Annotated in this window: 19 protein-coding genes; 13 read left to right on the top strand and 6 right to left on the bottom strand. The window is 45.8% G+C overall.

Translation table 11 applies throughout. The annotated features are described in order from the left end of the window. Positions 1 to 37 precede the first annotated feature (37 nt). Together G6R11_RS11110 and G6R11_RS11105 are read left to right on the top strand one after the other, a co-directional pair. Positions 38 to 1,672, top strand: a complete 1,635-nt coding sequence (locus G6R11_RS11110) for an ExeA family protein (protein ID WP_163133145.1) — start codon at positions 38 to 40, stop codon at positions 1,670 to 1,672. Then, the gene (locus G6R11_RS11105; RefSeq protein ID WP_163133144.1) at positions 1,672 to 2,484 is read left to right on the top strand and encodes a general secretion pathway protein GspB; all 813 of its coding nucleotides are present in this window, start codon (positions 1,672 to 1,674) and stop codon (positions 2,482 to 2,484) included. The genes G6R11_RS11110 and G6R11_RS11105 overlap by 1 nt, the downstream gene beginning before the upstream one ends. A gap of 270 nt (positions 2,485 to 2,754) precedes the next feature. Here the strand turns inward: G6R11_RS11105 and G6R11_RS11100 are convergent, their stop codons facing one another. The 3 genes from G6R11_RS11100 to G6R11_RS11090 form a co-directional block, all read right to left on the bottom strand. Beyond that, the gene (locus G6R11_RS11100) at positions 2,755 to 3,366 is read right to left on the bottom strand and encodes a TIGR04211 family SH3 domain-containing protein (protein ID WP_163133143.1); all 612 of its coding nucleotides are present in this window, start codon (positions 3,364 to 3,366) and stop codon (positions 2,755 to 2,757) included. A 110-nt stretch (positions 3,367 to 3,476) separates the two neighbouring features. Further along, positions 3,477 to 4,742 carry an inorganic phosphate transporter gene (locus G6R11_RS11095; RefSeq protein WP_163133142.1) on the bottom strand — a complete coding sequence of 422 codons (1,266 nt, stop codon included), beginning with the start codon at positions 4,740 to 4,742 and terminating at the stop codon, positions 3,477 to 3,479. 26 nt (positions 4,743 to 4,768) lie between these two features. Further along, complete coding sequence (locus tag G6R11_RS11090; RefSeq protein ID WP_163133141.1) at positions 4,769 to 5,446, bottom strand: TIGR00153 family protein; 678 nt, start codon at positions 5,444 to 5,446, stop codon at positions 4,769 to 4,771. Positions 5,447 to 5,629: 183 nt separating this feature from the next. Here G6R11_RS11090 and G6R11_RS11085 point away from each other — a divergent pair, with 183 nt between their 5' ends. After that, the gene (locus G6R11_RS11085; RefSeq protein ID WP_163133140.1) at positions 5,630 to 7,117 is read left to right on the top strand and encodes a CYTH domain-containing protein; all 1,488 of its coding nucleotides are present in this window, start codon (positions 5,630 to 5,632) and stop codon (positions 7,115 to 7,117) included. A 2-nt stretch (positions 7,118 to 7,119) separates the two neighbouring features. After that, a complete protein-coding gene (locus tag G6R11_RS11080) occupies positions 7,120 to 7,884 on the top strand; it encodes a YdcF family protein (RefSeq protein WP_163133139.1) in 765 nt (254 codons plus the stop codon). Positions 7,885 to 7,897: 13 nt separating this feature from the next. Here G6R11_RS11080 and G6R11_RS11075 read toward each other — a convergent pair whose 3' ends face one another. Continuing rightward, positions 7,898 to 8,644: a potassium channel family protein gene (locus tag G6R11_RS11075; protein ID WP_163133138.1), complete on the bottom strand. Its 747-nt coding sequence runs from the start codon at positions 8,642 to 8,644 to the stop codon at positions 7,898 to 7,900. Between the two features lie 225 nt (positions 8,645 to 8,869). Between G6R11_RS11075 and glnE the strand changes: the two genes are divergently transcribed. Continuing rightward, positions 8,870 to 11,731 carry a bifunctional [glutamate--ammonia ligase]-adenylyl-L-tyrosine phosphorylase/[glutamate--ammonia-ligase] adenylyltransferase gene (glnE, locus tag G6R11_RS11070; protein ID WP_163133137.1) on the top strand — a complete coding sequence of 954 codons (2,862 nt, stop codon included), beginning with the start codon at positions 8,870 to 8,872 and terminating at the stop codon, positions 11,729 to 11,731. Between the two features lie 65 nt (positions 11,732 to 11,796). Here the strand turns inward: glnE and lpxL are convergent, their stop codons facing one another. Continuing rightward, a complete protein-coding gene (lpxL, locus tag G6R11_RS11065) occupies positions 11,797 to 12,723 on the bottom strand; it encodes an LpxL/LpxP family Kdo(2)-lipid IV(A) lauroyl/palmitoleoyl acyltransferase (RefSeq protein ID WP_163133136.1) in 927 nt (308 codons plus the stop codon). Between the two features lie 118 nt (positions 12,724 to 12,841). Here lpxL and hldE point away from each other — a divergent pair, with 118 nt between their 5' ends. After that, entirely contained in the window at positions 12,842 to 14,275 is a 1,434-nt protein-coding gene (gene hldE / locus G6R11_RS11060) for a bifunctional D-glycero-beta-D-manno-heptose-7-phosphate kinase/D-glycero-beta-D-manno-heptose 1-phosphate adenylyltransferase HldE (protein WP_163133135.1), read from the top strand. 68 nt (positions 14,276 to 14,343) lie between these two features. Here the strand turns inward: hldE and tolC are convergent, their stop codons facing one another. Then, positions 14,344 to 15,669, bottom strand: a complete 1,326-nt coding sequence (tolC, locus tag G6R11_RS11055; protein WP_163133134.1) for an outer membrane channel protein TolC — start codon at positions 15,667 to 15,669, stop codon at positions 14,344 to 14,346. A 245-nt stretch (positions 15,670 to 15,914) separates the two neighbouring features. On the opposite strand from tolC, the gene nudF reads away from it, so the two are divergent. The 7 genes from nudF to parC are packed head-to-tail and all read left to right on the top strand — an operon-like array spanning position 15,915 to position 25,052. Further along, positions 15,915 to 16,565, top strand: coding sequence for an ADP-ribose diphosphatase (gene nudF / locus G6R11_RS11050; protein ID WP_163133133.1), 651 nt, complete (start codon positions 15,915 to 15,917; stop codon positions 16,563 to 16,565). After that, positions 16,555 to 16,995, top strand: coding sequence for a DUF1249 domain-containing protein (locus tag G6R11_RS11045; protein WP_205472762.1), 441 nt, complete (start codon positions 16,555 to 16,557; stop codon positions 16,993 to 16,995). The genes nudF and G6R11_RS11045 overlap by 11 nt, the downstream gene beginning before the upstream one ends. Before the next feature lie 20 nt (positions 16,996 to 17,015). Continuing rightward, entirely contained in the window at positions 17,016 to 17,840 is an 825-nt protein-coding gene (cpdA, locus tag G6R11_RS11040) for a 3',5'-cyclic-AMP phosphodiesterase (RefSeq protein WP_240352446.1), read from the top strand. After that, complete coding sequence (gene yqiA / locus G6R11_RS11035; protein WP_163133132.1) at positions 17,841 to 18,425, top strand: esterase YqiA; 585 nt, start codon at positions 17,841 to 17,843, stop codon at positions 18,423 to 18,425. 11 nt (positions 18,426 to 18,436) lie between these two features. After that, positions 18,437 to 20,329, top strand: coding sequence for a DNA topoisomerase IV subunit B (parE, locus tag G6R11_RS11030; protein WP_163133131.1), 1,893 nt, complete (start codon positions 18,437 to 18,439; stop codon positions 20,327 to 20,329). A gap of 14 nt (positions 20,330 to 20,343) precedes the next feature. Then, positions 20,344 to 22,746 (top strand): bifunctional diguanylate cyclase/phosphodiesterase, encoded by a 2,403-nt coding sequence (locus G6R11_RS11025; RefSeq protein WP_163133130.1) that lies wholly within the window; start codon positions 20,344 to 20,346, stop codon positions 22,744 to 22,746. Between the two features lie 14 nt (positions 22,747 to 22,760). Further along, the gene (gene parC / locus G6R11_RS11020; protein WP_163133129.1) at positions 22,761 to 25,052 is read left to right on the top strand and encodes a DNA topoisomerase IV subunit A; all 2,292 of its coding nucleotides are present in this window, start codon (positions 22,761 to 22,763) and stop codon (positions 25,050 to 25,052) included. Positions 25,053 to 25,079 lie beyond the last annotated feature (27 nt).

Here is a 25,079-nt window from a genome sequence, read left to right as displayed (position 1 = left end):
AAGTGGCAGCCATAATCGGTGAAAGGATAGCGGTTTAATGTATTTGGATTATTTTGGCTTGAAGGAAAGTCCCTTTTCGATAGCGCCAAACCCTGATTTCTTGTTTATGAGCGAGCGTCATAAAGAAGCCTTAGCTCACCTTACTTTTGGTTTAGGCGAGACTGGCGGTTTTGTTTTGCTTACCGGCGAGGTGGGCACCGGTAAAACCACGGTGTCGCGCGCCTTGCTTAAACAGGTACCAGAAAACACTCAAGTTGCCTTGGTATTAAATCCTAGTCTTACCGAGCTAGAGTTATTAGCCACAGTGTGTGATGAACTTAGCATTGAATACGATAGAGAAGTGTTCAGCGTTAAAGACTATGGTGACGCGATTCGCAAGCGCCTGTTAGAAAACCACTTCCAAGGCGGCAATACCATGCTGCTAATTGATGAAGCGCAGCACTTGTCGGTAGAAGTTCTCGAACAACTTAGGCTATTAACCAATTTTGAAACCGACACGCGTAAGTTATTACGGGTGGTGCTGATTGGCCAGCCTGAGTTACAGCAAAAGCTAAAGCAGCCTATTTTGCGCCAGTTAGCACAGCGAATTACCGCGCGTTACCATTTATTACCTCTAACGGTGAATGAAGTAGAAGCTTACGTACGCCACCGTTTAATGGTGGCAGGGTGTGAGCGGCCATTATTTGCTCCTGCTGTGATTAAGCAATTGTTTAAAGCCGCAGAGGGTATTCCGCGGGTAATTAACTTGTTATGCGATCGCGCCTTGCTAGCCGCTTACGGCCGTGACCAAATGCAGGTAGATAAAAAGGCGCTTAATCAAGCGATTGAAGAAGTAGCGCTAGGCGAGCCTAAAGCATCAGGCATTAATCTTAACTATGTCCTCGGTGGTGCTTTGGCTGCTTGTTTAATCGTAGTGGCCTGGTTTGTATTGCAGCAGCCTGCAAAAGTTGAAGATACAAGCCAAGTTCTCGTTGCTGTTGCTCCTGCTCCAGTGCTTGAAGAGCCGGAAGTAGAAGTTGTTGCTGTTGAACCTGTGGTGGTTGCGCAGAGCCCCGATGATATCCAAGCCATTAAACAAGAGTGGCAACAACTGCGCGCGAACAACAGTTTGCCAGCACGCTCTTGGCAATTGTTGCTACGCACTTGGGGGTACGATGTGGCGAATGCCCAAGCAAACTGTAACTTGGTGACCAGCTTAAACTTATATTGTTTAAACCTTACTGGCGGCGAGCGGGCATTGCGTGAAGTGAATCTTCCTGCGGTGGTAGAGCTAGAGGAAGAGGGACACTATTTTTATGCGGTGGTGCGCCATTGGGGACCTACATTGGAATTGTGGATGGGCGACCGCGCGATAATGGTTAGCCGATCTTGGTTTGGCCAGCGTTGGAACGGTGAATTTCAAGTACTGTGGAAGCAACCTCCAGGGTTTACCGGGGTACTTAAGCAAGGCAACCAAGGCGAAGCGGTTTATTGGTTGGAGCAAAGCTTGTCGTTAATTCAAGGCCAGCGTCCGCGTAAAACCTTTAACTTTGATGCCCAGTTAAGCCGCCAAGTGCAGCAGTTCCAACAGCAAAATCGCCTAAGTGCCGATGGTATTGCCGGTGTGTTTACTTTATTACGTCTTAACCAACAGATTTACGTTGATCAACCGCGCTTGCAGGAGTTGAACTAATGTCCAGTATTTTAGACGCGCAGCGCCGCAATCAGCCAAGTGAAGCCGTTGCCTTAGTTGCACCGGCTTCAGTTAACCCGGTATTAACCGCAGTGCTAAGTTCGGTGCTAACTTTATCTTTAGGCGCTGGCGGATTTTGGTTGTGGCAGCAATCAAACCAAGAGACAGCGCCGCCAAAAGTGGTGGCAGCAGTTAAGCCAGTGGCAGCTGAGATAGAAACAAAACCTATTATGCGGGTTTCTCGGGTGGGTGAGCCTGAGTTGGAAATAGAGCTGCTAGCTTTACCTCAATTAGAAGGCTTAGAGAAAGTTGATTTACTCGCACTACGCCAAAGGCAGTTTGAAACCTTATTAAATGCGCCTATTCCGCAGTATCAAGCGGCTGAAGCAGTGGCCCAACCAAGCCCCAGCAATAATGTTGTTGCTAGTAGAGCCGAGCCAGTGCAGCCGTCAGCGTCTGCCAAGCCTAGCTCGGCAGAAGAAAAGGGCTTAGAGCAGCGTTTTGCCGCCGCAGTGCAGGCAACCAATACTTTAAGTTGGGATCAGGAACTTGACCCTAGTAATTATGATGACGCTCCCATGGTTGGGGCGCTCGACCCAGAGGTGCAAAAGTTGGTACCGGCGATCACTTTTAACTCTCATGTATTTTCTTCAGATCCCAACCGTCGTTATGTCACGCTTAATGATAAAGAGTTAATTGAGGGTGACTTTGTGACCAATAATATCGAGCTAGTGGCGATTCGCCTTGATGATATTGTATTGCGGGTGGCAGGCAACTTATGCCGATTGAATGCTTTGTCGGATTGGGGGTAATACCCATCGTACTAAATAACTGTTCATTCTATATGGTTAAAATGCTTGATAACTGCGTTATTTCTGAAGATATTGTATTGCGGGTGGCAGGCTACTTATGCCGATTGAATGCTTTGTCGGATTGGGGTTAATTTCCATCGTACTAAATAACTGTTCAATCTATCTGGTTAAAGTACTCGATAACTGCGTTATTTCTGATGGCTTGTAGAGTGACAGGCATAACAAAAAAGGCGCATTAAGCGCCTTTTTTAATGGAATAAATGTTCGAGATTACATCCACTGATTATCACGTTTTTTGCGGCGTGGGATCATCGGCAGCAAGATACCTAGGATTAAACCAATACCGGCTACACCTGCACCTCGCATAAACCACTGCATTTGCACAGCTTCATCTTTGGTGTCTAACTCATGTTGAATGGCATTATTTTGTTGGCTAATTTGAGTTAGCTGTTCGTTTAACTGATCGTTAGTCACCTGAAGTTGCTCAATTTGCTGTTGCTGGGCGTCAATTTGTTCCACTTGTTCGGCAGAGGCCGCGCCGCTGTCTTGTTGCTGTTGCTTAAGTGCAGTTTGGCTTTTTTCTAACTGACTTTTAACTTGTTCTAACTGTGCGGCTAAACCTGGAGAGCGATTAAGGTATTTGGCTTCTACCCAACCTTCGCGACCACCTTCTAATACAATTTTGGCGTATTTGTTTTCTTGGTTGTACTCAACCTGATTGATTTTAGTACCTGCATTTACACTACCCACAATTCGAAATTGGTTGCTAGGACCAGAATGCATGAAGACATATAAGTCGTCAGAGATGTAACGAGTTTGAGCAAGAGCAGGGAAGGCGAGGGCAAGCGATAAAAAAGCAGCAGATAGGGTTCTGACAATCACGGCGTATCTCTTTATTTAAAATAGTTTCGCCGTTAGTGTACGAAACAACGTTGCTAGTCTCAACCAGCAACGTTGTTAATGTGAGTAAAGTTAACTAGTTTAGCGCTGTTCTAGTTAAAAATAGCCAACATAATGTAGTAGAACACGATAGATAGTGCAGCACCGGCCGGTAGCGTTACTACCCAAGATACTACAATACTACGTACTACACCGAGGTTAAGTGCGGCAATACCACGCGCCATACCCACACCTAATACCGCACCCACTAGGGTTTGAGTAGTTGAGATTGGCAAGCCAGTACCCGAGGCCACAACTACGGTAGTTGCAGCTGCAAGTTCTGCGGCAAAACCACGGCTAGGGGTAAGGTGAGTAATACCTTTACCAATGGTGGCAATAACGCGGTGACCAAACAATGCCAAACCGGCCACAATTCCTAAACCACCTAGTGGTAAAATCCACCAAGCAAGCGTCGCTTTAGCGCCAATTTCACCGTTGTTGCTTACTACGCTAACCACCGCAGCAAGAGGACCAATCGCGTTGGCAACGTCGTTTGAACCGTGGGCGAACGCCATACAACAAGCAGTGATTACCATTAATACCGCAAATACTTTTTCTACGTTGGTGTAGTGCATTTGACGGTCAGCTTTAGGGTCAATTTTCAAGCGACTAATAATCACTTTACCTACTATCGCAACCAGTACGCCAATAGCTACAGCCCAAACGTAACCTTCAACACTGCTTAACTCTAAGCCAATGTGCTTAAGGCCTTTCTTAATGGTAACCAGTGCCATCATAAAGCCAGCTAGGAACATATAACCCGGTACGTAGCGCTTAGCTGCTTCTAGTGGGTTGTCATGTTCAAAGATCAGCTTTTGGGCACTCACAAAAATTAAGTAAGCAAATACACCAGAAATAGCCGGAGTAATTACCCAACTACCTACAATGCCGCCCACTTTCGCCCATTCTACTGCTTCGGTGCCTACACCTACTGCAGCAAAACCAACAATGGCGCCGATAATAGAGTGAGTAGTAGATACCGGCCAGCCGTTGTAAGAGGCAATTAATAGCCAAGTACCAGCAGCCAGTAGCGCGGCAATCATACCGAATACTAATAGCTCGGGAGTATTAACAAAGGCGCCAGAATCGATGATGCCTTTACGTACAGTATTGGTTACTGCACCACCGGCTAAGTACGCACCAGCGAACTCAAAGATCATCGCGATAATGATCGCTTGTTTAATGGTAATAGCGTTAGAGCCTACCGACGTACCCATAGCGTTGGCTACGTCGTTGGCACCAATACCCCATGCCATAACAAAGCCAAAAACGGCCGCAATAACAATCAGCGTAGTGCCGTAAGTTGCAAGAATTTCCATTGGAGTTACCTAAGTATTTTCTTTGTTTAGCGATAGATCATCAGTTCTAAGCGAGCGCCAACACGCTGCGCTTGGTCGGCAAGTTCGCCGATAGCTTCAATGATGAAATATAGGAACATTGCGTCGATAGGATCTAGTTTCTTCTCTAGCTTTTGTAATTTTCGACGAATTTTGATTTGCTGTGCGTCGGTATCGTCCTCAATGATGTCGAGTTCGTGTACCATTTTTTTCACTAGGTCTACTTCACGGCCTTTAAAGCCAGTTTCTAGCAGATCTTCTAGTTCGTTGATAACTTCTTTAGCTTTACCGGTTGCATCTAAACAGCGGGCTAAGTAAGTCATAAACATTTCTGCAAGCTTGGGAGGTAACTCCATCTTTCGCCCTAACATGCGGCCTGAAATGTCTTTTGCTTTATTGGCAATTCTATCTTGGTGAGTAAGCAGTTCGAGTACGTCTGAACGTTCAACTGGCATGAAAATACCACCGGGTAAATTCAAGCGAATTTCACGCTTCATGCGATCAGCTTCTTTTTCTAAGTTTGAAATATCTCTACGACGCTTAGCCGCAGTTTTCCAATCTTTACTCAGTACTGCTTCAAAAAAAGGTACAAGACCTTCACAGCATTCGTGTACTACGTTTATATGCTCTTCTAGTGGTTTAATTGGCGACTTAGCGAACAAACCTAGAATTGTATTTCCGGACATAATCTGTGTTCCAATTAGCTATGCAAAGGATATATTTTTTGCGAGGCGCATGGTAACGTAGCGGAGCTTAAGTGCAAGCATTTATCTTACAAATTGTTGCTTTTTACTTGAGCTGAATCAAAGGTTTTGTTTGAAAACTGAACAGAGGGAGCAGGTCGCTGCATCAGCCTACATGGATAAACCATGAACAATGAAATTGAAATCAAGCTCTTAGCTACACCTCAATGCGCGTCGGTGTTATTGGCTCGGCTCAATCAGTATAGTGTGCTGCAAACCGAAGTGAAAACCCTCACCAGTGTTTATTTTGATACTGATGACCGCCAACTAATGCGTTGGGGCATGGGCCTACGTATTCGCAGTGGCGATGGTGACAATGTTCAAACCATTAAAACCGATGGCCTCAGTGTAGGGGGCTTGCATCAACGCCCCGAATACAACTGCGTGGTTCAATCTAGTCAACCACAGTTAGCCTTGTTTGAAGAGGTTGAATGGCCAGCCGGCGCCGATCTTGCCAGCCTCAATAATCAGCTCAACCCCTTATTTACCACCACCTTCGATAGACAAACTTGGTTGGTTGACCTGCCAAACGATACCTTAATTGAAGTTGCGTTCGACCAAGGTTCGCTTACCGCAGGCAGTGAGCATGAAGCCATCTGCGAAATTGAGCTTGAGTTTGTTAAAGGCGACATTAGCCAACTGTTTGAATTAGCCAGCGAGATTGCCACTATTGAAGGCTTACGTTTGGCCAACATTAGCAAGGCCCAGCGCGGCTATATGTTAGCCACTGCCCATGTGCAACAAGTAAAAACCTTAACCGCAGTTAAGCTGAGTGACGCCGAAAACAGTAGTGAGTGCTTAGACCGTATTTTTGCTGGTGCTCTAGCGCATTGGCAATATCATGAACAACTCTTTGTAGAGCAGCGCAGTTTTGCCGCTTTAGAACAAGTGTCTTTGGCTGTGCAGATGTTGTATCAAGCCTGCAAAATGTTTAGTGAGCGCGATTTAGTAGAGTGCTCTTGGCTTAGTGAGCTTCGCTGGTTGCGCCAACAGTTTGCTTGGCTAACGAAGGCCGCTAGCTTAAATAAACTTACCGCTGAACGTGGCGCCTTAATTAAAAAATTGCCGCAGCAGCGCTCTTTATTGAAGATCCTTAAACAGCGTCAGCACGATTTACCTCAACCCGACGACGTTTACCAGCTAATGCACAGTGCTCGCTACTGTAGCTTGATGCTAAAAATCACCCGTTGGCTATATCAAGCTAAGTGGCAGCATCGTCAATCGTTGCAGCAAGAGAATATTCAAAATATCGCCACCACCATGTTGCAAACCAGCTGGGATAATTTGCAGCAATCACCCTTGGCTGAGCCGCAACTTGATTGTAATGCCTACATGAAACAAGCCACTAAACTGCGCCGTAATTTGCTGGTGGGTATGTGTGTAGGGGAGCTGTTTGATCAGGAGCTACGCCAAGACTTTAGATTGCCTTGGGTTGATATTTTGTCGGGCATTGAAGAACTGAGTTTGTTTAAACCGCTGCGTGAGCTAATGCCCGAGCAAGATACTGAGCTACAACAAGCCATTGAAAAGTGGGTGCGTCGTAAAGAGCGCTCCCTGCTGGATGCCTTAGAGTTTTCTCGCCAGCAAGCTTTGCAACAAGCGGTGTATTGGTAAACGTGGACGGTTTTGCCTTAAAAAAACTGCTTACCGTATTGGCTATGCCTAGCACTTCACTATGGTTACTACTGGTGCTGGCCCTTATTTTGGGCTTGCTAGGGCGTAAACTACTGGCTCGAACTTTTGCGCTAGTCAGTATATTGCTGATGTTTTGTTTAAGCTTATACCCGGTGAGCGGCACATTACTCTACCATTGGGAAAAGCAATACAACGGCTTACATACTCTGCCCCCCGATACCCAAATGATAGTGGTATTGGGCTGCTTACATTATCAAGATCAAAATCAACCTATAACCAGTCAAGTCTTGCCTTGTGGCGCCATTAAAGTTGCCGAAGCAGTACGTTTGTGGCGCCAACAGCCGCAGGCGAAGATCTTATTGTCTGGTGGCGACAACGAAGGCAGCGGAGTGCAGCATGCTGATATGCTTGCCAAGCTAGCCATATCGCTAGGAGTGCCAGATTCGCGGATCATTCGCAGTTATCAGCTTAAAGATACCGCTGCAGAGGCGGGCAATATTGCTAGGCTTTACCCAAATACCAATCTCACTTTAATCACACAAGCCTCTCACATGCCACGAGCGATGCTGCTATTTGCCAGAAATGGGCTTCACCCTACCGCTGCACCCACCTATTATCAGGTGAAGAACTGGCATGCTGATTATACTTGGCAAAGCTTTATACCGCGGCTGAGCCATATTGGTAAAGCCGATACCGCTGCTTATGAAGCGCTAGCCACGGCCTGGCTTAAGTTACGCAGTAACTAAAGCATACTCCTCGTTATTTGTTTTTAGTGACCAGTTCATCCAGTTGTTGTTGAATCTGATGGAGCTGCTGCTTAATAAGTTGCTGCTCTTGTTGCTGCGCTAACAATAGTTGTTCTAGTTGATGTTCAGATTGAGACTTTCCCCGTAGCAATACCGTAGACATTAAGCCGGAAATGGCACCAAAAAAACCTACCCCAGTGAGTATCATGATGCCGGCAATAATCCGGCCTGCATCGGTTACTGGTACAAAGTCACCGTAACCAACTGTCGAGATAGTGACAACCGCCCACCATAGCGCTTCACCCGCACTACTTATTTGGCTGCCAGCTTGGTCTTGTTCGGCCAGTAATATGCCAATGGAACCCAACAAAATAATTACCAGCAGAGTGAACAACACGGTGGCTGCGGCCGATTCTACCCGCCGATGTTTTAAGTTTGCTAACAAGTGGCGCTGTTCGCTTAGGGCTTTTATCAGTTTTATCGCGTGGAAGAAGCGCAATAAACGTAAGGCCTCAACCATGGGTATGCTTGCCAACAAATCTATCCAATGATGTTTGCAATAATTAACTGGGGATTTGCTGCGTATAGCGCTTAGCAAAAAATGGACAATAAACACTACGCAAATAAGTGTATCAAGGTTAATCAGTAAGGCACGAAGCTGCGAGTCAGCCGGGTAGAACAGCAAGCTACTTACAATCAAAATGGCAATTAGCGACAGTAACAGCATCACTAGATCAAAGGCATTAACGTGTGTTTTCATTGATGAATTCCGAAAAGTAACTAGCGCTAATTTTACTATACGCCAGTTTTGTCTAACAACCGCTGGGCATCACTATAAATGGTTGTCGAATCAGATTTTTGCTTGGATCTGTGGCGCAGCTTAAATGGCAGTTTGATATGGCTTACACTCCCTGCGATCTGGCTTGTGCTCAAGCATAAATCATGATGATATTAAGCCAAATTTTGGATTCGGGTTTTCTTCATCATGCCAAGTACTCTTCCTATCCCTAGCGAGCTATCTGCTATTGCTGTTAAATCTTGGGAACGCCTCATCGAGTTAGCGCCTCAATTACTTGAACAGCTAGACCAACAGCAACAATTACAAAGTAAAACCGCTTTTGCTTTAAGCGATTTTATTGCCCGCAGTTGCGTTAGCCAGCCCAGTTTATTAGCGGATATTTGGCAGCAAGAACTATTAGCCCAGCCCTTAAATGAACAGCAAATGCGTGAACAGCTAAGTGCCGAGTTGGCTGAGCAAATTACTGATGACGGTGCTAAAAAGGTATTGCGTCATTTTCGCCGTATGCAAATGGTGCTTATTGCTTGGCGCGACTTATTACTCAAGCAAGCGGTAACAGACAGCTTTGCTCAAGTTTCAGCAGTGGCCGATAGCTGCGTAGATTGTGCTAATCAATGGTTGTATAAGCGCTGTTGCAGTGAGTCTGGCACACCTAGCGATGCAGAGGGAAATGCTCAACCTTTAGTGGTGATTGGTATGGGCAAGTTAGGCGGGCGTGAGCTTAACTTTTCTTCCGATATTGATTTGATTTTTTGCTTCCCCGAGAACGGTGAAACTCAAGGCGGCCGACGTAGTATTGCCAATCAACAGTTCTTTATTCGTATGGGACAACGGTTGATTCAGCTGATAGACCAAACCACTGCAGATGGTTTTGTATTTCGCGTGGATATGCGTTTGCGGCCCTTTGGTGAGTCTGGCCCGTTGGCGGTAAGTTACGCCGCCTTTGAGGATTATTACCAGCACCATGGCCGAGACTGGGAGCGCTACGCCATGGTTAAGGCACGAGTGATTAACCAAGACTTACGTTTCGACCAAGATATTCAGGCCATGCTTAAGCCCTATGTTTATCGCCGTTACATTGACTTTAGTGCCATTCAAGCACTGCGCTCGATGAAAGCCATGATCAACTCAGAAATCCGTCGTAAAGGTTTACGCGACAACATCAAGCTGGGCTCGGGCGGTATTCGTGAAATCGAATTTATTGTGCAAACTTTTCAGCTTATTCGCGGTGGACGAGAGCCGGTATTACAAACCCGCTCACTGCTGCAGGCTTTGTCGCAGTTAAGTGAACACGGTGAGTTGAGTGAAGCGCAAACTCAAATGCTACGTGAACACTATTTATATTTGCGCCAAGTAGAAAACATTCTGCAGCAAATGGATGACCAGCAAACCCAAACCTTGCCCGATACCAGCAGCGATCGGCAACGTATTGCTTGGGTAATGGGCCATGATGATTGGGATAGCTTTTATCAACAATTGCAGCAAGGTCTCAAGCAAGTGAATTCTTGTTTCCAATCTGCAATTGGTGAAGAAGAGCAGGAAGAGCATCAAGCGGGTCAAGATTATGATGATCTTTGGCACTGTGGAGCAGATAGAGAAGCGCTGGCCAGCTTGATGAGCAAGCATGTTTGTAGCGAGGAAGAACAAAAAGCCCGCGTAGAAACCATGTACCACTTTATGCACGCCGTGGAGAAACGCCAAATTGGTCAGCGTGGTCGCCAAACCCTAGAACGAATGATGCCTAGTTTACTGCAACAGTTGTTTGAGCATCCCCAAACCAGCTTGGTATTGCCGCGGGTGATGGTTTTGCTTGAGCGAATTTTGTCGCGAACCGCTTATCTAGAGCTGCTAGCAGAAAACCCAGCTTCGCTTCAGCAGCTATTAAGGCTTTGCGCAGGCAGTGCCATGTTGGCGCAAAAGTTGGCGAGTTTCCCGATTCTGTTGGATGAGCTATTAGATCCCAAGTTATTGTACAACCCAGCCAGCGAAGACAGTTACGCCCAACAGCTACGTGAATTTATGCTGCGCATTCCGCCCGATGATATGGAACAGCAAATGGAGGCACTGCGTCAGTTTAAGCAGATTCAACAACTGCGCATCACTGCCGCCGATATTGCTGGAGCCTTGCCGCTAATGAAAGTAAGCGATCACTTAACCGCAGTGGCAGAGGTGATAGTTAGTGCGGTGGTTGAGCAAGCATGGAGTCAGATGATAGAACGCCATGGTTACCCTGAGCATTTAAGCGAACAGCAACGCGGTTTTGCGGTAGTGGGTTACGGCAAAATTGGCGGTATTGAAACGGGCTATAGCTCAGATTTAGATTTGGTATTTTTACATAACAGCGACAGCAGCACTTATACCAATGGGCCAAAGCAAATCGACAGTAAGCAGTTTTATCTAAAGCTGGCACAACGAATTATGCATTTGTTTAATACCCGCACCGCCTCAGGTGTACTGTATGAATTGGATATGCGACTACGGCCCTCTGGTGCTTCTGGCTTGTTAGTGTCGGCCATTGAAGCTTTTGAGCAATATCAGGTGAAAGAAGCTTGGACCTGGGAGCACCAAGCGCTAGTGCGTGCGCGGGTAATTTATGGTGATGCAGAATTAGCAGAAGGTTTTGGCCAAGTGCGCCATAAGATATTGGCTCAGCCACGTGAAGCCAAAGAGCTAGCGAAGCAAGTGCAAGAGATGCGCAGTAAAATGCAGGGGCATTTAAGCCGAGAAACCGAAGAGGTTCTTGACCTTAAACAGTCGGCTGGTGGCATGGTTGATATTGAGTTTATTGCGCAATACTTAGTATTGTTACATACCCAAGATTATCCTCAGCTAAGTAAATGGACCGATAATGTAAGAATATTTGAAAGCTGCGCCGAGCTAGAGCTATTAACGCCAGAACAAGCGCAGGGGCTTAGCCAAAGCTATTTAGATATTCGCGATGAGTGTCACCGCTGTGGTTTGCAAGGTTTACCGCGTTTGGCTAATAAAGCTGAGTTTAAGCAAGATTTAAGTGTGGTCACCGATACTTGGCAACAGCTGTTTACTTAGCACTGAACAAAGGTTTTAAGGCTTAAAAAAGGCGCTACTTTTAATACAAAGTAAGCGCCTTTTTATTAGTAAACGCCTTTTTCACCTTCTGGGCGAGACTTAAAGCGGCGGTGGATCCACATATATTGCTCGGGCGCGCGTAGGATCGCTTTCTCTACCACTTGGTTAATGGTGTGAGCATCTAGCTCATCATCACCTTGCGGATAGTTTTCTAGGGCTGGCTCAATTACCAAAGTAAAGCCTGAACCATCTTCATTACGCAGTGCATAGGTGGGTAATATTTGTACGTTTTTCACCTTAGCTAGGGTGGCGGTGCCGGTAATGGTGGCGGCTTTATCTTGAGCAAAAAACGGCACAAAGACTGCAGCGTGGGTACCGTAGTCGTGATCGGGTGCGTACCAAACTGCGTTGTCTTGGCGCAGTGCTTTAATCATGCCGCGTACATCGGTGCGATCCACTAAATACTTATTGGACTTAGTGCGACCATGATATTGGAAGTACTCATAAACCGAATTTTTGTTAGGACGGTAAATTCCAACACCGGGATCCAAAGTACCATAGGCCCGAGCATGGCTTTCTAAAGTCCAAAAGTGGGCACTGACTAATAGTATGCCGCCTTTTTGTTCGCGGGCCTTCTTGAGATGTTCAAGCCCTTCAACCTTAAAGTGTTTTGCAAAGCGCCATTGTGGCCAAAACCATGCGTTGGCGGTATCCACCACTGAATGACCAAGGTGGCGAAAACAGCCTTCAACTATGCGCTCTCGCTCGCTTTCACTTTTATCTGGAAAACATATCTCTAGGTTGCGACGAGTTATATGCACGCGTGACTTCATCAGTGCTCGGCCTAAACGGCCAATGCCCAAACCTAAGTAATGTTGAACGCGATAAGGCAGCAAGCTAATGCTGAACATAAAGCCAATTAATACCCAAGCGCCCCAGTTCTTTGGGTGGAAAGATTGTGCATTAAGCTTGGGTGATGAAATTTTCGCCATATTTTACTTTGTCACTGTAATAATGTGTAAAGTCTACCGGATATCAAGAGATTATGCCGCAGACCATAAGTTTAACTATGATAAACTGTTAGTAATTATTTTTCGATGAGAGTGAACAATGAGAATAACCCTCCCTGAGTTTGCCCAAGCAAAGGTGTTAGTAGTTGGCGATGTAATGTTAGACCGCTACTGGCATGGACCTACCGGACGCATCTCGCCTGAAGCCCCGGTTCCAGTGGTTAAAGTTGAACAAATTGAAGAACGCCCCGGCGGCGCGGCTAACGTAGCCTTAAACGCCGTGGCCTTAGGTGCTGGCTCTACTTTATTAGGAATGAGCGGCGAAGACGAAGCGGGCATTGCCTTAGAAAATAAGTTGGCAGCGGTTGGCGTAGAGTGCCAATTTACCAAATTTGCCGACTACCCAACCATTACTAAGCTACGTGTTCTTAGCCGTCATCAGCAGCTAATTCGTTTAGATTTTGAAGAGAATTTTCACGAAGTAGACAGCAAAGATTTAACCGCTAGTTTTGCCGAGCAGGTTAAGCAGCATCAAGTGGTTATTTTGTCTGACTACAATAAAGGCGCCTTAAATCAAGTGGGCGATTTAATTGCGCTGGCGCGTGAAGCTGGCGTTCCTGTATTGGTTGACCCAAAGGGCAGTGCCTTTGATAAGTACCGCGGTGCAACCTTGCTAACGCCTAATTTTTCTGAGTTTGAAGCGGTGGTTGGCCACTGTAAAGATGAAGACGAAATTATTAGTAAAGGCGAAGCGCTAATTGAGCAACTGGATCTACAAGCCCTGTTGGTGACTCGCAGCGAGCACGGTATGACGCTTATCCGTAAAGGACAGCCGGAGCTGCATTTAGCTGCTCTAGCGCAAGAGGTATATGACGTAACCGGTGCTGGTGATACGGTGATTTCTACCTTAGCCAGTTCACTTGCCGCTGGTTCAAGCTTAGATGACGCTTGTGCCTTAGCTAATGCTGCAGCTGGTATTGTGGTTGGTAAATTGGGTACGTCTACGGTGTCTACCATTGAGCTTGCCAACGCCGTGTACGGCTCGCAGGAAACAGGCTTTGGTGTATTGAGTGAGCAGCAACTTAAGTTTGCACTAGAGGCTGCTAAACGTCGCGGTGAAACGGTAGTAATGACCAATGGTTGTTTCGACATTTTGCATGCTGGTCATGTGTCTTACCTTAATCACGCACGCACCTTGGGTGACCGATTGATTGTGGCGGTAAACAGTGATGACTCTGTTAAGCGCTTAAAAGGCGAAGGGCGTCCGGTAAATAGTGTAGATCGCCGTATGGCGGTACTTGCCGGTTTAGGCGCCGTTGACTGGGTGGTTGATTTTAGCGAAGACACCCCGCAGCGTTTAATTGCTAACCTGTTGCCAGACTTACTGGTGAAAGGCGGAGACTATCAACCAGAGCAAATAGCTGGCGGAAAAGAAGTGATTGCTAACGGTGGTGAAGTGCGAGTGCTTAACTTTGAAGATGGTTGCTCAACCTCGGAAATCATTAAGTCTATTCGTCAAAATCAAATCGACTAGCTTTTCCCTAGATTTAAAAAAGGCGCCAATTGGCGCCTTTTTTATTGCAGGTTGTTTTGCTAGCTGGATTACTGAGCTGGCATTAAACCTGAGTTAACCAAAGCTACGTCTTCTTCGGTTAAAGTACCAGCAGCTTGTTTAAGCGCAAGCATGTTAAGAATGTAATCATAACGCGCGTTAGATAAATCGCTTTTTGCAGAGTACAAGTTACGAGTAGCGTCTTGTACGTCAACAATGGTACGAGTACCTACTTCAAAACCAGCTTCAGTGGCTTCTAGCGCACTTTGTGAAGAAACTACAGTTTGTTCAAAGGCTTTAACCGAACCAATGCTGGCGCTAACGTTGTTTACTACAGAGTTAACCGTGCTTTGCACTGTACGGAAAGTTTGCTCTAGTGCTTCAGACGAAGCGATGTAGCTGAACTGCGCTTGTCTTACTTGCGAATCAATACTGCCACCTAGGTAGATAGGCCAGTTGAACTCAAGGCCAATATTACCAGCGTTGGCACTGCCACCTACTGATGAGTCATAAATGTCATTTCCATATTGGTTATTGTCGTAACCAATGCCTGCAGTTAAGTCTAGGGTTGGTAAGTGACCACTTTGGGCTAACTCAATTTGCTCTTGGGCAATCTCTTTGCCGATGCGCTGAGCATTTAGCTCTAGGTTACGGTCGGTTGCTGTGGCTAACCAAAAGTCTGAACCTTGCTCAAGTGGGTTTGGTTCAAAGCGCTGAGTATTAAGAATGTTTAGTTCGCGGTGCTCTAAACCAGTTAGTTCACGTAAATCTTCGTAGCTGTTAGACAAGTCGTTACGCGCCTGAATTTCTTGGGCAAGGGTACGGTCATATTCAGCTTGGGCTTCGTGAACATCAGTAATCGCAGTAAGACCAACGTTAAAACGTTGTTTAGTTTGCTCTAACTGACGACCCACTGCCGTTTTGTTGGCTTCTACAAAGGTAACGTTGTCCATTGCACGTAATACGTTAAAGTAAGCGTTACTTACACGAATAATCAGGCTTTGTACGTCGTTACCGTATAAGGCTTCTGAACGTGTCGCATTCTTTTCAGAGATGCTTAAGCTAGTCCAGTTGGTTTTTGAGTACAGCGACTGACTAAGGCCAACTGATGCAGTGGTATTAGTAATGCTGTCGATAGCATCATTGCTGGTGGTGGTATATGTAGCGCCAGCACCAAAGCCAATTTGTGGCAGCAAAGATGCACGAGATTCGGTAATTTGCTCAAAGGCGATGTCACGCTGAGCTTTACTTTGCAAAATTACAGGATCTTTCTCTTGAGCTAATTGATAAATTTGCAATAAATCATCAGCTTGGGCTTGGAATGCTAAAGAACTCATTCCACAAGCTAATATTAACGATTTGATTTTCAGCTTCATTACGCCTTTCCTTTGGTCGCTGTGTTTAGCGAGGTTATTTCGGGAATAGATATTTACTTTGTTTAGACTAAATCTTAATAGTTTAAAACTACCACAGTTTAATTAATGCTAGTCTATACCAGCTTTATTTGTAGAGTAAGACCTAGATAACAAAGAAAAAGCATAAATTAAGGTCAAGCGGGTGTTTGATCAATAAGTTCTGACAATTTTTATACCAAGCGTTACAAAAAGGAGTCTTGGTCAATATGACAAAGTTACAAAATAGTAGTCAATTCTCCCACCAAGATGTGGAAATCAAAGATGTAGAAGATGTATATCAAGGTTTCTTCAAGATGCAACGCTATACTCTGCGCCACCGCTTATATCAAGGCGGATGGAGCAACTGGATTCAGCGCGAAATGATGGACCGCGGACATGCTGCCGGTATTTTGTTATTTGACCCAAAGTTAGACCAAGTGGTGTTGGTGGAGCAATTTCGCATTGGTGCCGTGGAAACAGGCGCTAGCCCTTGGTTATTAGAAATTGTTGCTGGCATGCTCGACAGTGGCCAGCCTCCCTTAGATGTAGCAGTACGTGAAGCTGAAGAAGAAGCCGGTTTAACCGTTAAACGGGTGTTTTCTTGCAATAGCTTTTTACCAGGGGCTGGTGGTTTAAGTGAACGCATTCATTTGTATATTGGTGAAGTGGACGCTAGCCAAGCGGGTGGTGTTCACGGCCTAGAGAAAGAAAACGAAGACATACTTGTTAAAGTAATTAGTCGCGAGCAGGCTTTTGAATGGGTGCAACAAGGGGTTATCGATAATGCTGCGGCGGTGATTGCCATTCAGTGGTTGCAGTTGAATTTGCAGAAGGTGCGTCAGCAGTGGCAAAATGATGGCGATGGTGATGCCCAGTAATACTAGCCCTAGCCGTTATCGAGTCAACCTCGACCAGTTGATGCAGCTTTATGCTGCCAATTACAGCTTGATGACGCGTTTGTTTCCAGGGCCGCTTGAAGTGGGGCAAATACTACGTTTGACCCCTAAACTGGGTGAAGATTATTTGCTAGAAAGCAAAGAGCTTACTCGTTACACCGCACTTTATGAGATAAGGCAAGCCAGTGCCCAAGCCTATAATTACCTACAGCCTCAGCTGTTGGTGCGCTTGTATCACGATGCACGGTTGGCGGAAGTGTGTGCTAGTCAGCAGATTTATAAGCTAAAACCAAGGTATGATTACCCGAATAAAAAGATGCATCACCAAGATGAAAAGCATCAAACAAATCAGTTTCTTAATGACTGGTTGGTATTTTGTTTAAAACAGCGGATTAAAGTTGAGTTTGCTTAAGCAAACTACAAGAAAACATTGTGGCATTTACTAAATTAAACATAAACACAGCACCAGACGGAAGTGTGCACTTATTGCAGGTCACCGATACCCACTTGTTTGCCGATGAGCAAACCGGCTTATTGGGGGTTAATACCAATGACAGTTTCACTGCAGTCATCGAAAATATCCAAAGTGACAACATTCCTTTCGAGTACATTCTCGCTACGGGTGATTTATCTCAAGATCACACCAAGCGCTCTTATCAACGTTTTGCTGAGCGAATTGCTGACTTAGATCGCCCTTGCGTTTGGTTGCCGGGTAACCATGACATGCAAGAAAACATGCTGACACTTGAGCAGCATGGGGTGTTAGCGGCAAAGCAATTGGTGAGCGAGCACTGGCAAATCATTATGTTGGATACCCAGTTAGAAGGTGAGCCTCATGGAGTGATGAGTCAACGGCAGTTAGACAACTTAGCTGAAGCTTTGGCCGAGTATCCCGATAAACATGTGCTAATTGCTATGCACCATCAAGCTATTCCCGTGGGCAGTAAATGGCTAGATCAACATAACCTTAAAAATGCTGATGAGTTTTTTGCGGTGATTGCTGATTATCCAAATGTTCGCGGAGTCATATTTGGCCATGTCCATCAAAACTATGAATTTCAGTTTGATGGCATTGCGTTTATTGCCACCCCAAGTACCTGTATTCAGTTTTTACCCTTATCGGCCAATTTTGCCTTAGATCACCAGCAGCCTGGTTGGCGTTACTTGCAATTAACTGCTGAAGGACGCATTGCCACTCGCTTGCGGCGTTTATCTGAGCGCAGTTTTCTTCCCGACCCTAAATCGAAAGGTTATTGAGTGGAGCCACCATCAGTATTATTGTACTTACACGGATTTAATAGCTCTCCTAATTCGGCTAAAGCGCAAGCAATGGCCCAGTATCTTGAACCATATAAAGCTCAAATTCAGCTGGTATGCCCGCAGCTTGCCTGTTATCCAAACGACGCTTGGCAGCAGATTGAAGGTATTCTCGATCAACACCGTGGTAAAAAGCTCGGTGTAGTGGGTAGTTCTTTGGGCGGCTTTTTAGCCACTCGAGTGGCTCAGCAAACCTCAGCTAAAGCGGTGCTGGTTAATCCAGCAGTTAAACCCTATGAACTGCTAAAAGACTATTTAGGCGAGCAACAAAACCCTTATACTCAGCAGCATTATCAATTAGAACAACAGCACATCGAACAGTTAAAGCAATTAGAAGTAAGTCACTTAAGTTGTCAGCAGCGACTTTGGGTGATGCTACAAACGGCAGATGAAGTGCTGGACTTTAATTTAGCAGTCACAGAATATAAGGGAGCAACTTTCACCATTGAAGAAGGCGGCGACCACAGTTTTCAAGGATTTGAAAATCACTGTGCTGCCATTCTCGACTTTTTGGCACTTAGGTAACAATTTCTATCATGGCTGATCAATATAATTCAGACTCTATTGAAGTATTAAGTGGTTTAGACCCGGTTAAACGCCGTCCTGGCATGTATACCGATACCACTCGCCCCAACCATTTAGCCCAAGAAGTTATCGACAACAGTGTCGATGAAGCCTTAGCCGGCCATGCTCGTGCTATTACAGTCACCTTATTTGAAGACCAGTCAATCGAAGTTATTGATGATGGTCGTGGTATGCCTACCGATGTTCACCCAGAAGAAAAAGTCAGTGGTGTAGAGCTTATTTTTACCCGCTTACACGCCGGTGGTAAGTTTACTAACGATAACTACCAGTTCTCTGGTGGTTTGCATGGTGTGGGTATTTCAGTAGTTAACGCCTTGTCTTCACGGGTTGAAGTTCAAGTGCGCCGTGACAGTCAACTGTTTGAAATGGCCTTTGAGAATGGCGATAAGGTTGAAGAGTTAACGGTGACGGGCAGCGTAGGTAAAAGAAATACCGGCACCCGAGTACGTTTTTGGCCAACGCCGAGTTATTTTGATAGTCCTAAATTTTCAGTATCACGTTTACGTCATTTATTGCGGGCTAAAGCGGTACTTTGTCCTGGTCTAAACATTAAGTTTGTCGACAAGGTTAATAAGCAAAACGACGAATGGTATTTTGAAGACGGCCTAAAAGATTATCTAAGCCAATCATTTAAAGATTACATTAGCCTGCCAGAAGATCCTTTCACGGGGGCATTTTCAAGTAAAGACGAAGCGGTAGATTGGGCGGTAAGCTGGTTGCCAGAAGGTGGCGAAAGCATCACCGAAAGCTATGTAAACCTTATTCCCACCGCGCAAGGTGGTACACATGTAAACGGCTTACGCCAAGGTTTGCTTGATGCCATGCGCGAGTTTTGTGAGTTTCGCAATATACTGCCGCGTGGCTTAAAGCTAACTCCTGATGACATTTGGGATCGCTGTTGTTATGTCTTGTCGGTAAAAATGCAAGACCCTCAATTTGCTGGACAAACTAAAGAACGTTTGTCTTCACGCCAATCAGCAGCCTTTGTCTCGGGCATCGTTAAAGACGCTTTTAGCTTGTGGCTGAATACTCATACTGATCAAGCAGAGCTATTAGCCGAAGTATTCATTAGTAATGCTCAGCGTCGACTTCGCTCAACCAAAAAAATTGCCCGTAAAAAGGTCACCTCAGGTCCAGCATTACCTGGCAAACTTACCGATTGTACTAGTCAAGACCCGCTAACCGGCGAACTGTTTTTAGTAGAAGGTGACTCAGCCGGCGGTAGTGCTAAGCAGGCCCGAGAACGTGAGTTTCAGGCTGTAATGCCACTGCGCGGAAAAATTCTCAATACCTGGGAAGTTGATGCAACAGAAGTATTGGGCTCGCAAGAAGTTCACGACATCTCTGTTGCCATTGGAATAGACCCAGACAGCAATGACTTAAGCGGTTTACGTTACGGAAAAATCTGTATTCTGGCGGATGCCGACTCCGATGGGTTACACATTGCCACGCTGTTGTGCGCCTTATTTATGATGCACTTCCGTCCATTAGTCGAGCAGGGACATATTTACGTGGCCATGCCGCCTTTGTACCGCATCGATGTGGGTAAGGAAGTATTCTATGCTCTCGATGAAGATGAGAAGCAAGGCATATTAGATCGTATCGAAGCGGAGAAAAAACGCGGTAAAGTGAATGTTCAGCGCTTTAAAGGTTTGGGTGAAATGAACCCGTTGCAATTGCGCGAAACCACCATGGATCCAAATACACGCCGCTTAGTTCAACTAACCGTTGAAGAGGAAGAAGCCACTGTGCAACTGATGGACATGTTGTTAGCCAAGAAGCGCTCGGGCGATCGTAAACAGTGGCTAGAAACCAAAGGCGATATGGCCTCAGACTTGGTATAGGGAACAAATTGAGCATGCGCGATTTGCGATTAGGTTTAGCCAGTAAAGCATTGCTGCTGTTATGCGGTGTTTTGTTAGTGACCTTGGTGGGCTTAATCAGCTTTAACCATGACAACTTAAAGAGCTTCTTTTTGCTTGGTCGCGCGCAAGTTATCGACAACCAGCAATACCAGCTGCAAAAATACTATCGTGATGTGTTTTCGCGCCTACAGGGTGTAACCTCCAGTCAGTCTTATCGTTTTGATGCTTATCAACAAGAAAACCTACCTGCAATATTTGATTCCTTCTGGCAAGACCTACGAGCTAATACTGAACTGCCGGTGCGTAGCATTGCGGTGGTAGATCCTCTAGAAGGTTTAAAATACGAGTTTGGCTATATAGCGCATAGCGAAAAAGCCTTAGAGTGGATGCTAAAAGATCCCGAGGATGTTGATGCTAAATGGATTCTCGATTGTCCCTTAAGCTGTCGCATTATTATCGCTACTGACTTGGAGAAAATGGAAGAGCAGGGAAGTTATCGAGTTTTCTACAGTATTGATTCTTTGCGTTTGCTGGAGCTGTTCCCTGCCAGCCAAGGTAGCCACCACTTTTTGGTTGAGCTGAACGACGATAATAGCGTTGAGCTACTGTATGCTGAGTCAGCGTTTCGTGAAATGGTGCAAGACCTATTGGTAGGCTTAAATGCCGAAGATATTGTTAACGGGGTAGAGCAGTTTAATACCGAAATGGGGCTTACCGAGTTACATGCTTTTAAGGTAAATAATACTAGTCAGCAAAAACCTGTTTATTACGCCATCGTCAACGACATCAATACTCAGCTTAATCAGTTAAAGCGTGCCGATTACAATAACTTGCTATTTGGTATTGGTGCGCTGGTTTTTGCCGGCGCGATTATTATATTCGCGCTTAGCCCATCGCTTAGGCGGATCCGCCGAACCATTGATAATTTGCCGCTATTAGCCCGCTCGTCGCATAACCTGTTTCGTCGTAACCTAGAGAGCAATGGCAAACGCTTTTTGCAAGATGAGTCTGACGAGCTTAACCACACTTTAATTCGCCTTTCTTATCAGCTAGAAGCTTTAGAGCAGCAGCTTAAAAGCCGCGCCGAAGAACTAGAGTGGGTTGCCAACTACGATAACTTAACCGATCTACCTAACCGCCGTAAGTTTGAGCGCGTGATCACTCAAATGGTGAAAGAAAAACGCTACGGTTGCTTGCTGATGGTGGATCTGGATAACTTCAAATACGTAAACGATATTAGTGGCCACGGTGCAGGCGATGAAATGTTGCGCCAAGTCTCCTCTAGCCTAGAACGCTTGCTGCCAAACGATACCTTATTAGCGCGAATTAGCGGTGATGAGTTTGCCATTTATTTGGAAGGTACTAGCCTTGCTTACTCCGAAGTAGTTGCTCAGCGAATCATCAGCATGTTGGCGCAGGTAAGTGTGCCAGGGCATAACATTATTCATACTGCCTCCGCCTGTGTGGGCATTGTTGCCTTCCCTGAACATGGTAATGGTTTTGAAGATCTCATGGCCAAGGCGGATATTTGTAATAACCAAGCCAAAGAGCTGGGTAAAAACTGTGTAGTTACCTTCCAAGCGGAAAATAGTGACTCAGAGCTTGCTAAAAAGCACTACTGGTTAGACTTAGCGCAAAACGCCATTGAGCGTGATCGGCTAGAGCTGCACTATCAGCCGATCATGAATAACAAGCTCAACAAGGTTGAACATTACGAAGTGCTATTGCGCGTACGTGATGAAAAAGAGCAATTACATTCGCCCTACCAGCTCATTTTGGCAGCAGAGAAAAACGGCCAAATTGATAAAATTGATTTGTGGGTAGTGCAGCAAGCCCTACAGCAAATGGAAACTAACCTGCGTAACGGCTTTACTGACAAACTAGCAATTAACTTGTCGGCACGCTCTTTCTGTAGTGAAAAAGTGATTGCGCGCATTGCCCGAGAGTTTGTTAGCCGCAATATTGCCGGCGATATGATTATCTTTGAAATTACTGAAACCGCCGCGCTGCCAAATATGAAGCAAGCGGAAGAACATATTCGCCGTCTTAAAGCTTTAGGTTGCGCCATTGCGCTGGATGACTTTGGTGTGGGCTACTCATCTTTCCATTCTTTGAAACATCTGCCTTTTGATTATCTAAAAATCGACGGCTCTTTTGTTCGCGAAATTCTAAATCAAAATGAAGATAAGGTCTTTATTCAAGCCTTGGTTGATATTGCTAATCAACTTGGCCACAAAACCGTGGCTGAGTTTGTAGAGTCGGAAGCATTAAACAACGAACTTATCAACTTGGGAGTGGATTACTCGCAAGGCTATTACATCGGTAAACCAGCTAGCGCACGCTATTTCTGGCAATTTGACAAAGCCTCAGCAGTGCTAGCTTTGCAAGGAACATAAAAGGTTATTAGAGCATGAGTGATGCCAATGAACTCAGTTTAGAGGGCGTAGAACGCCTATCAATGAGTAACTTCACTGAGCAGGCGTATTTAAACTATTCCATGTACGTCATCATGGATCGCGCTTTACCGCATATTGGCGACGGCTTAAAGCCGGTGCAACGACGCATTATTTACGCCATGTCGGAGCTCGGTTTATCGGCTAACGCTAAGTACAAAAAGTCGGCACGTACCGTAGGTGATGTACTGGGTAAGTATCACCCACATGGTGACTCGGCCTGTTACGAAGCCATGGTATTAATGGCTCAGCCTTTTTCTTATCGCCATCCCTTGGTGGACGGACAAGGTAACTGGGGGGCACCCGATGATCCTAAATCCTTCGCGGCCATGCGTTATACCGAAGCCAAGCTGTCTAAGTTCTCAGAAGTACTGTTGAGCGAACTCGGTCAGGGAACCTGTGATTGGATCCCTAACTTTGATGGCACCATGAATGAGCCAAAAACCTTGCCAGCGCGCTTGCCACACATTTTGCTAAATGGTGTTACCGGCATTGCAGTGGGCATGGCTACCGATATTCCGCCACACAACGTCAAAGAAGTGGCTAACGCCTGTGTGCACTTACTCGATAACCCCAAAGCGCAATTGGAAGATTTACTGGAGCATGTTCAAGCGCCCGATTACCCCACCGAAGCAGAGATAATTACCCCGGCCAAAGATATTCGTAAAATCTACGAAACCGGCCGTGGTTCAGTGAAGATGCGTGCGGTGTTTCATACCGAAGATGGTGAAGTGGTGATTACCGCATTGCCGCACCAAGTCTCTGGTGCCAAAGTTTTGGAGCAAGTCGCCGCGCAAATGCAGGCTAAAAAGCTGCCGATGGTGGTGGATTTACGTGACGAGTCAGACCACGAAAACCCCACTCGTATCGTTGTTGTCCCTCGCTCAAATAGAGTAGATGTCGATCAGCTGATGAATCACCTGTTTGCTTCTACCGATCTGGAACGTAATTACCGAGTTAACCTCAACATGCTGGGTTTAGATAACCGCCCACAAGTGAAAGGTTTAGTACAAATATTAAGTGAGTGGCTACGTTACCGCCGAGATGTGGTGCGTCGCCGTTTACAATACCGCTTAGACAAGGTGCTGGCGCGCTTACATATTTTAGAAGGCTTGTTAATTGCCTTCTTAAACATTGATGAAGTGATCGAAATTATTCGAACTGAAGATGAGCCTAAAGCAGCCCTTATGGAACGTTTTGGTCTGTCGAATAAGCAAGCTGAATCTATTTTAGAGATTAAACTTCGTCAGCTGGCTAAGTTAGAAGAAATCAAAATTCGCGGTGAACAAGCTGAACTTGCCGAAGAGCGCGATAAGCTTGAGAAGCTGTTAGGCAGCGAACGCCGTATGAGCACATTGCTTAAGAAAGAGCTAATTGCCGACGCCGAAACCTATGGCGATGAGCGTCGTTCACCACTGGTGGAGCGTTCAGAAGCAAAAGCCTTAAGCGAAAAAGAACTCATGCCTAACGAAGCCATTACCGTGGTCTTGTCGGATAAAGGTTGGGCAAGAGCCGCCAAAGGCCACGAAGTAGATGCGCAGGGCTTAAGTTATAAAGCGGGCGATAGTTTCCTTGGCAGCGCTAGCGGACGGAGTAATCAGCAAGCCGTATTCTTTGATACCGCAGGGCGAAGTTATGCTTTGGATTCACACACTTTACCGTCTGCGCGTAGCCAAGGTGAACCTCTTACTGGGCGCTTTAACCCAGCACCTGGTGAAATGTTTAGCCATGTGGTGATGGCGGATGACGAGCAGCGTTATTTAATTGCCTCTGATGCAGGCTATGGCTTTATTGGCAAATACGCCGATATGCTTAGCAAGAATAAAAATGGTAAGGCCTACCTCAATCTGCCAGCAGGCAGCAAGGTACTAGCGCCTATTGAAGTAAGTAGTTATGACACAGATAGCTGCCTAGCCATTTCCAACGAAGGGCGAATGTTAGTCTTCCCACTTACCAGCCTGCCTGCACTGGCAAAAGGTAAAGGTAATAAACTAATAAGCATTCCAACGGCGCGGGTTAAAAATCGCGAAGAATATGTCACCTTGCTGCAAGTGGTGCCTGCCGATGCGTCAGTCACTTTATTTGCCGGTAAACGTAAACTTACCCTTAAGCCAAGCGATTTAGATCATTATCGGGGCGAACGAGGTCGTCGTGGTAATAAACTGCCGCGTGGATTGCAACGTGTTGATGGCATTGAGATTGAGGCCACAGCCCTAGAAAACGATGAGCCAACGACAGATGACGCTTAGATTAAGTTTTTCAGCTTACACTTGTTC

The sequence above is a fragment of the Agarivorans sp. Alg241-V36 genome (assembly GCF_900537085.1).
GTDB lineage: Bacteria > Pseudomonadota > Gammaproteobacteria > Enterobacterales > Celerinatantimonadaceae > Agarivorans.
Note: the sequence above shows the minus strand (reverse complement) of the source record. Positions and strands in the feature narration are given on the sequence as shown.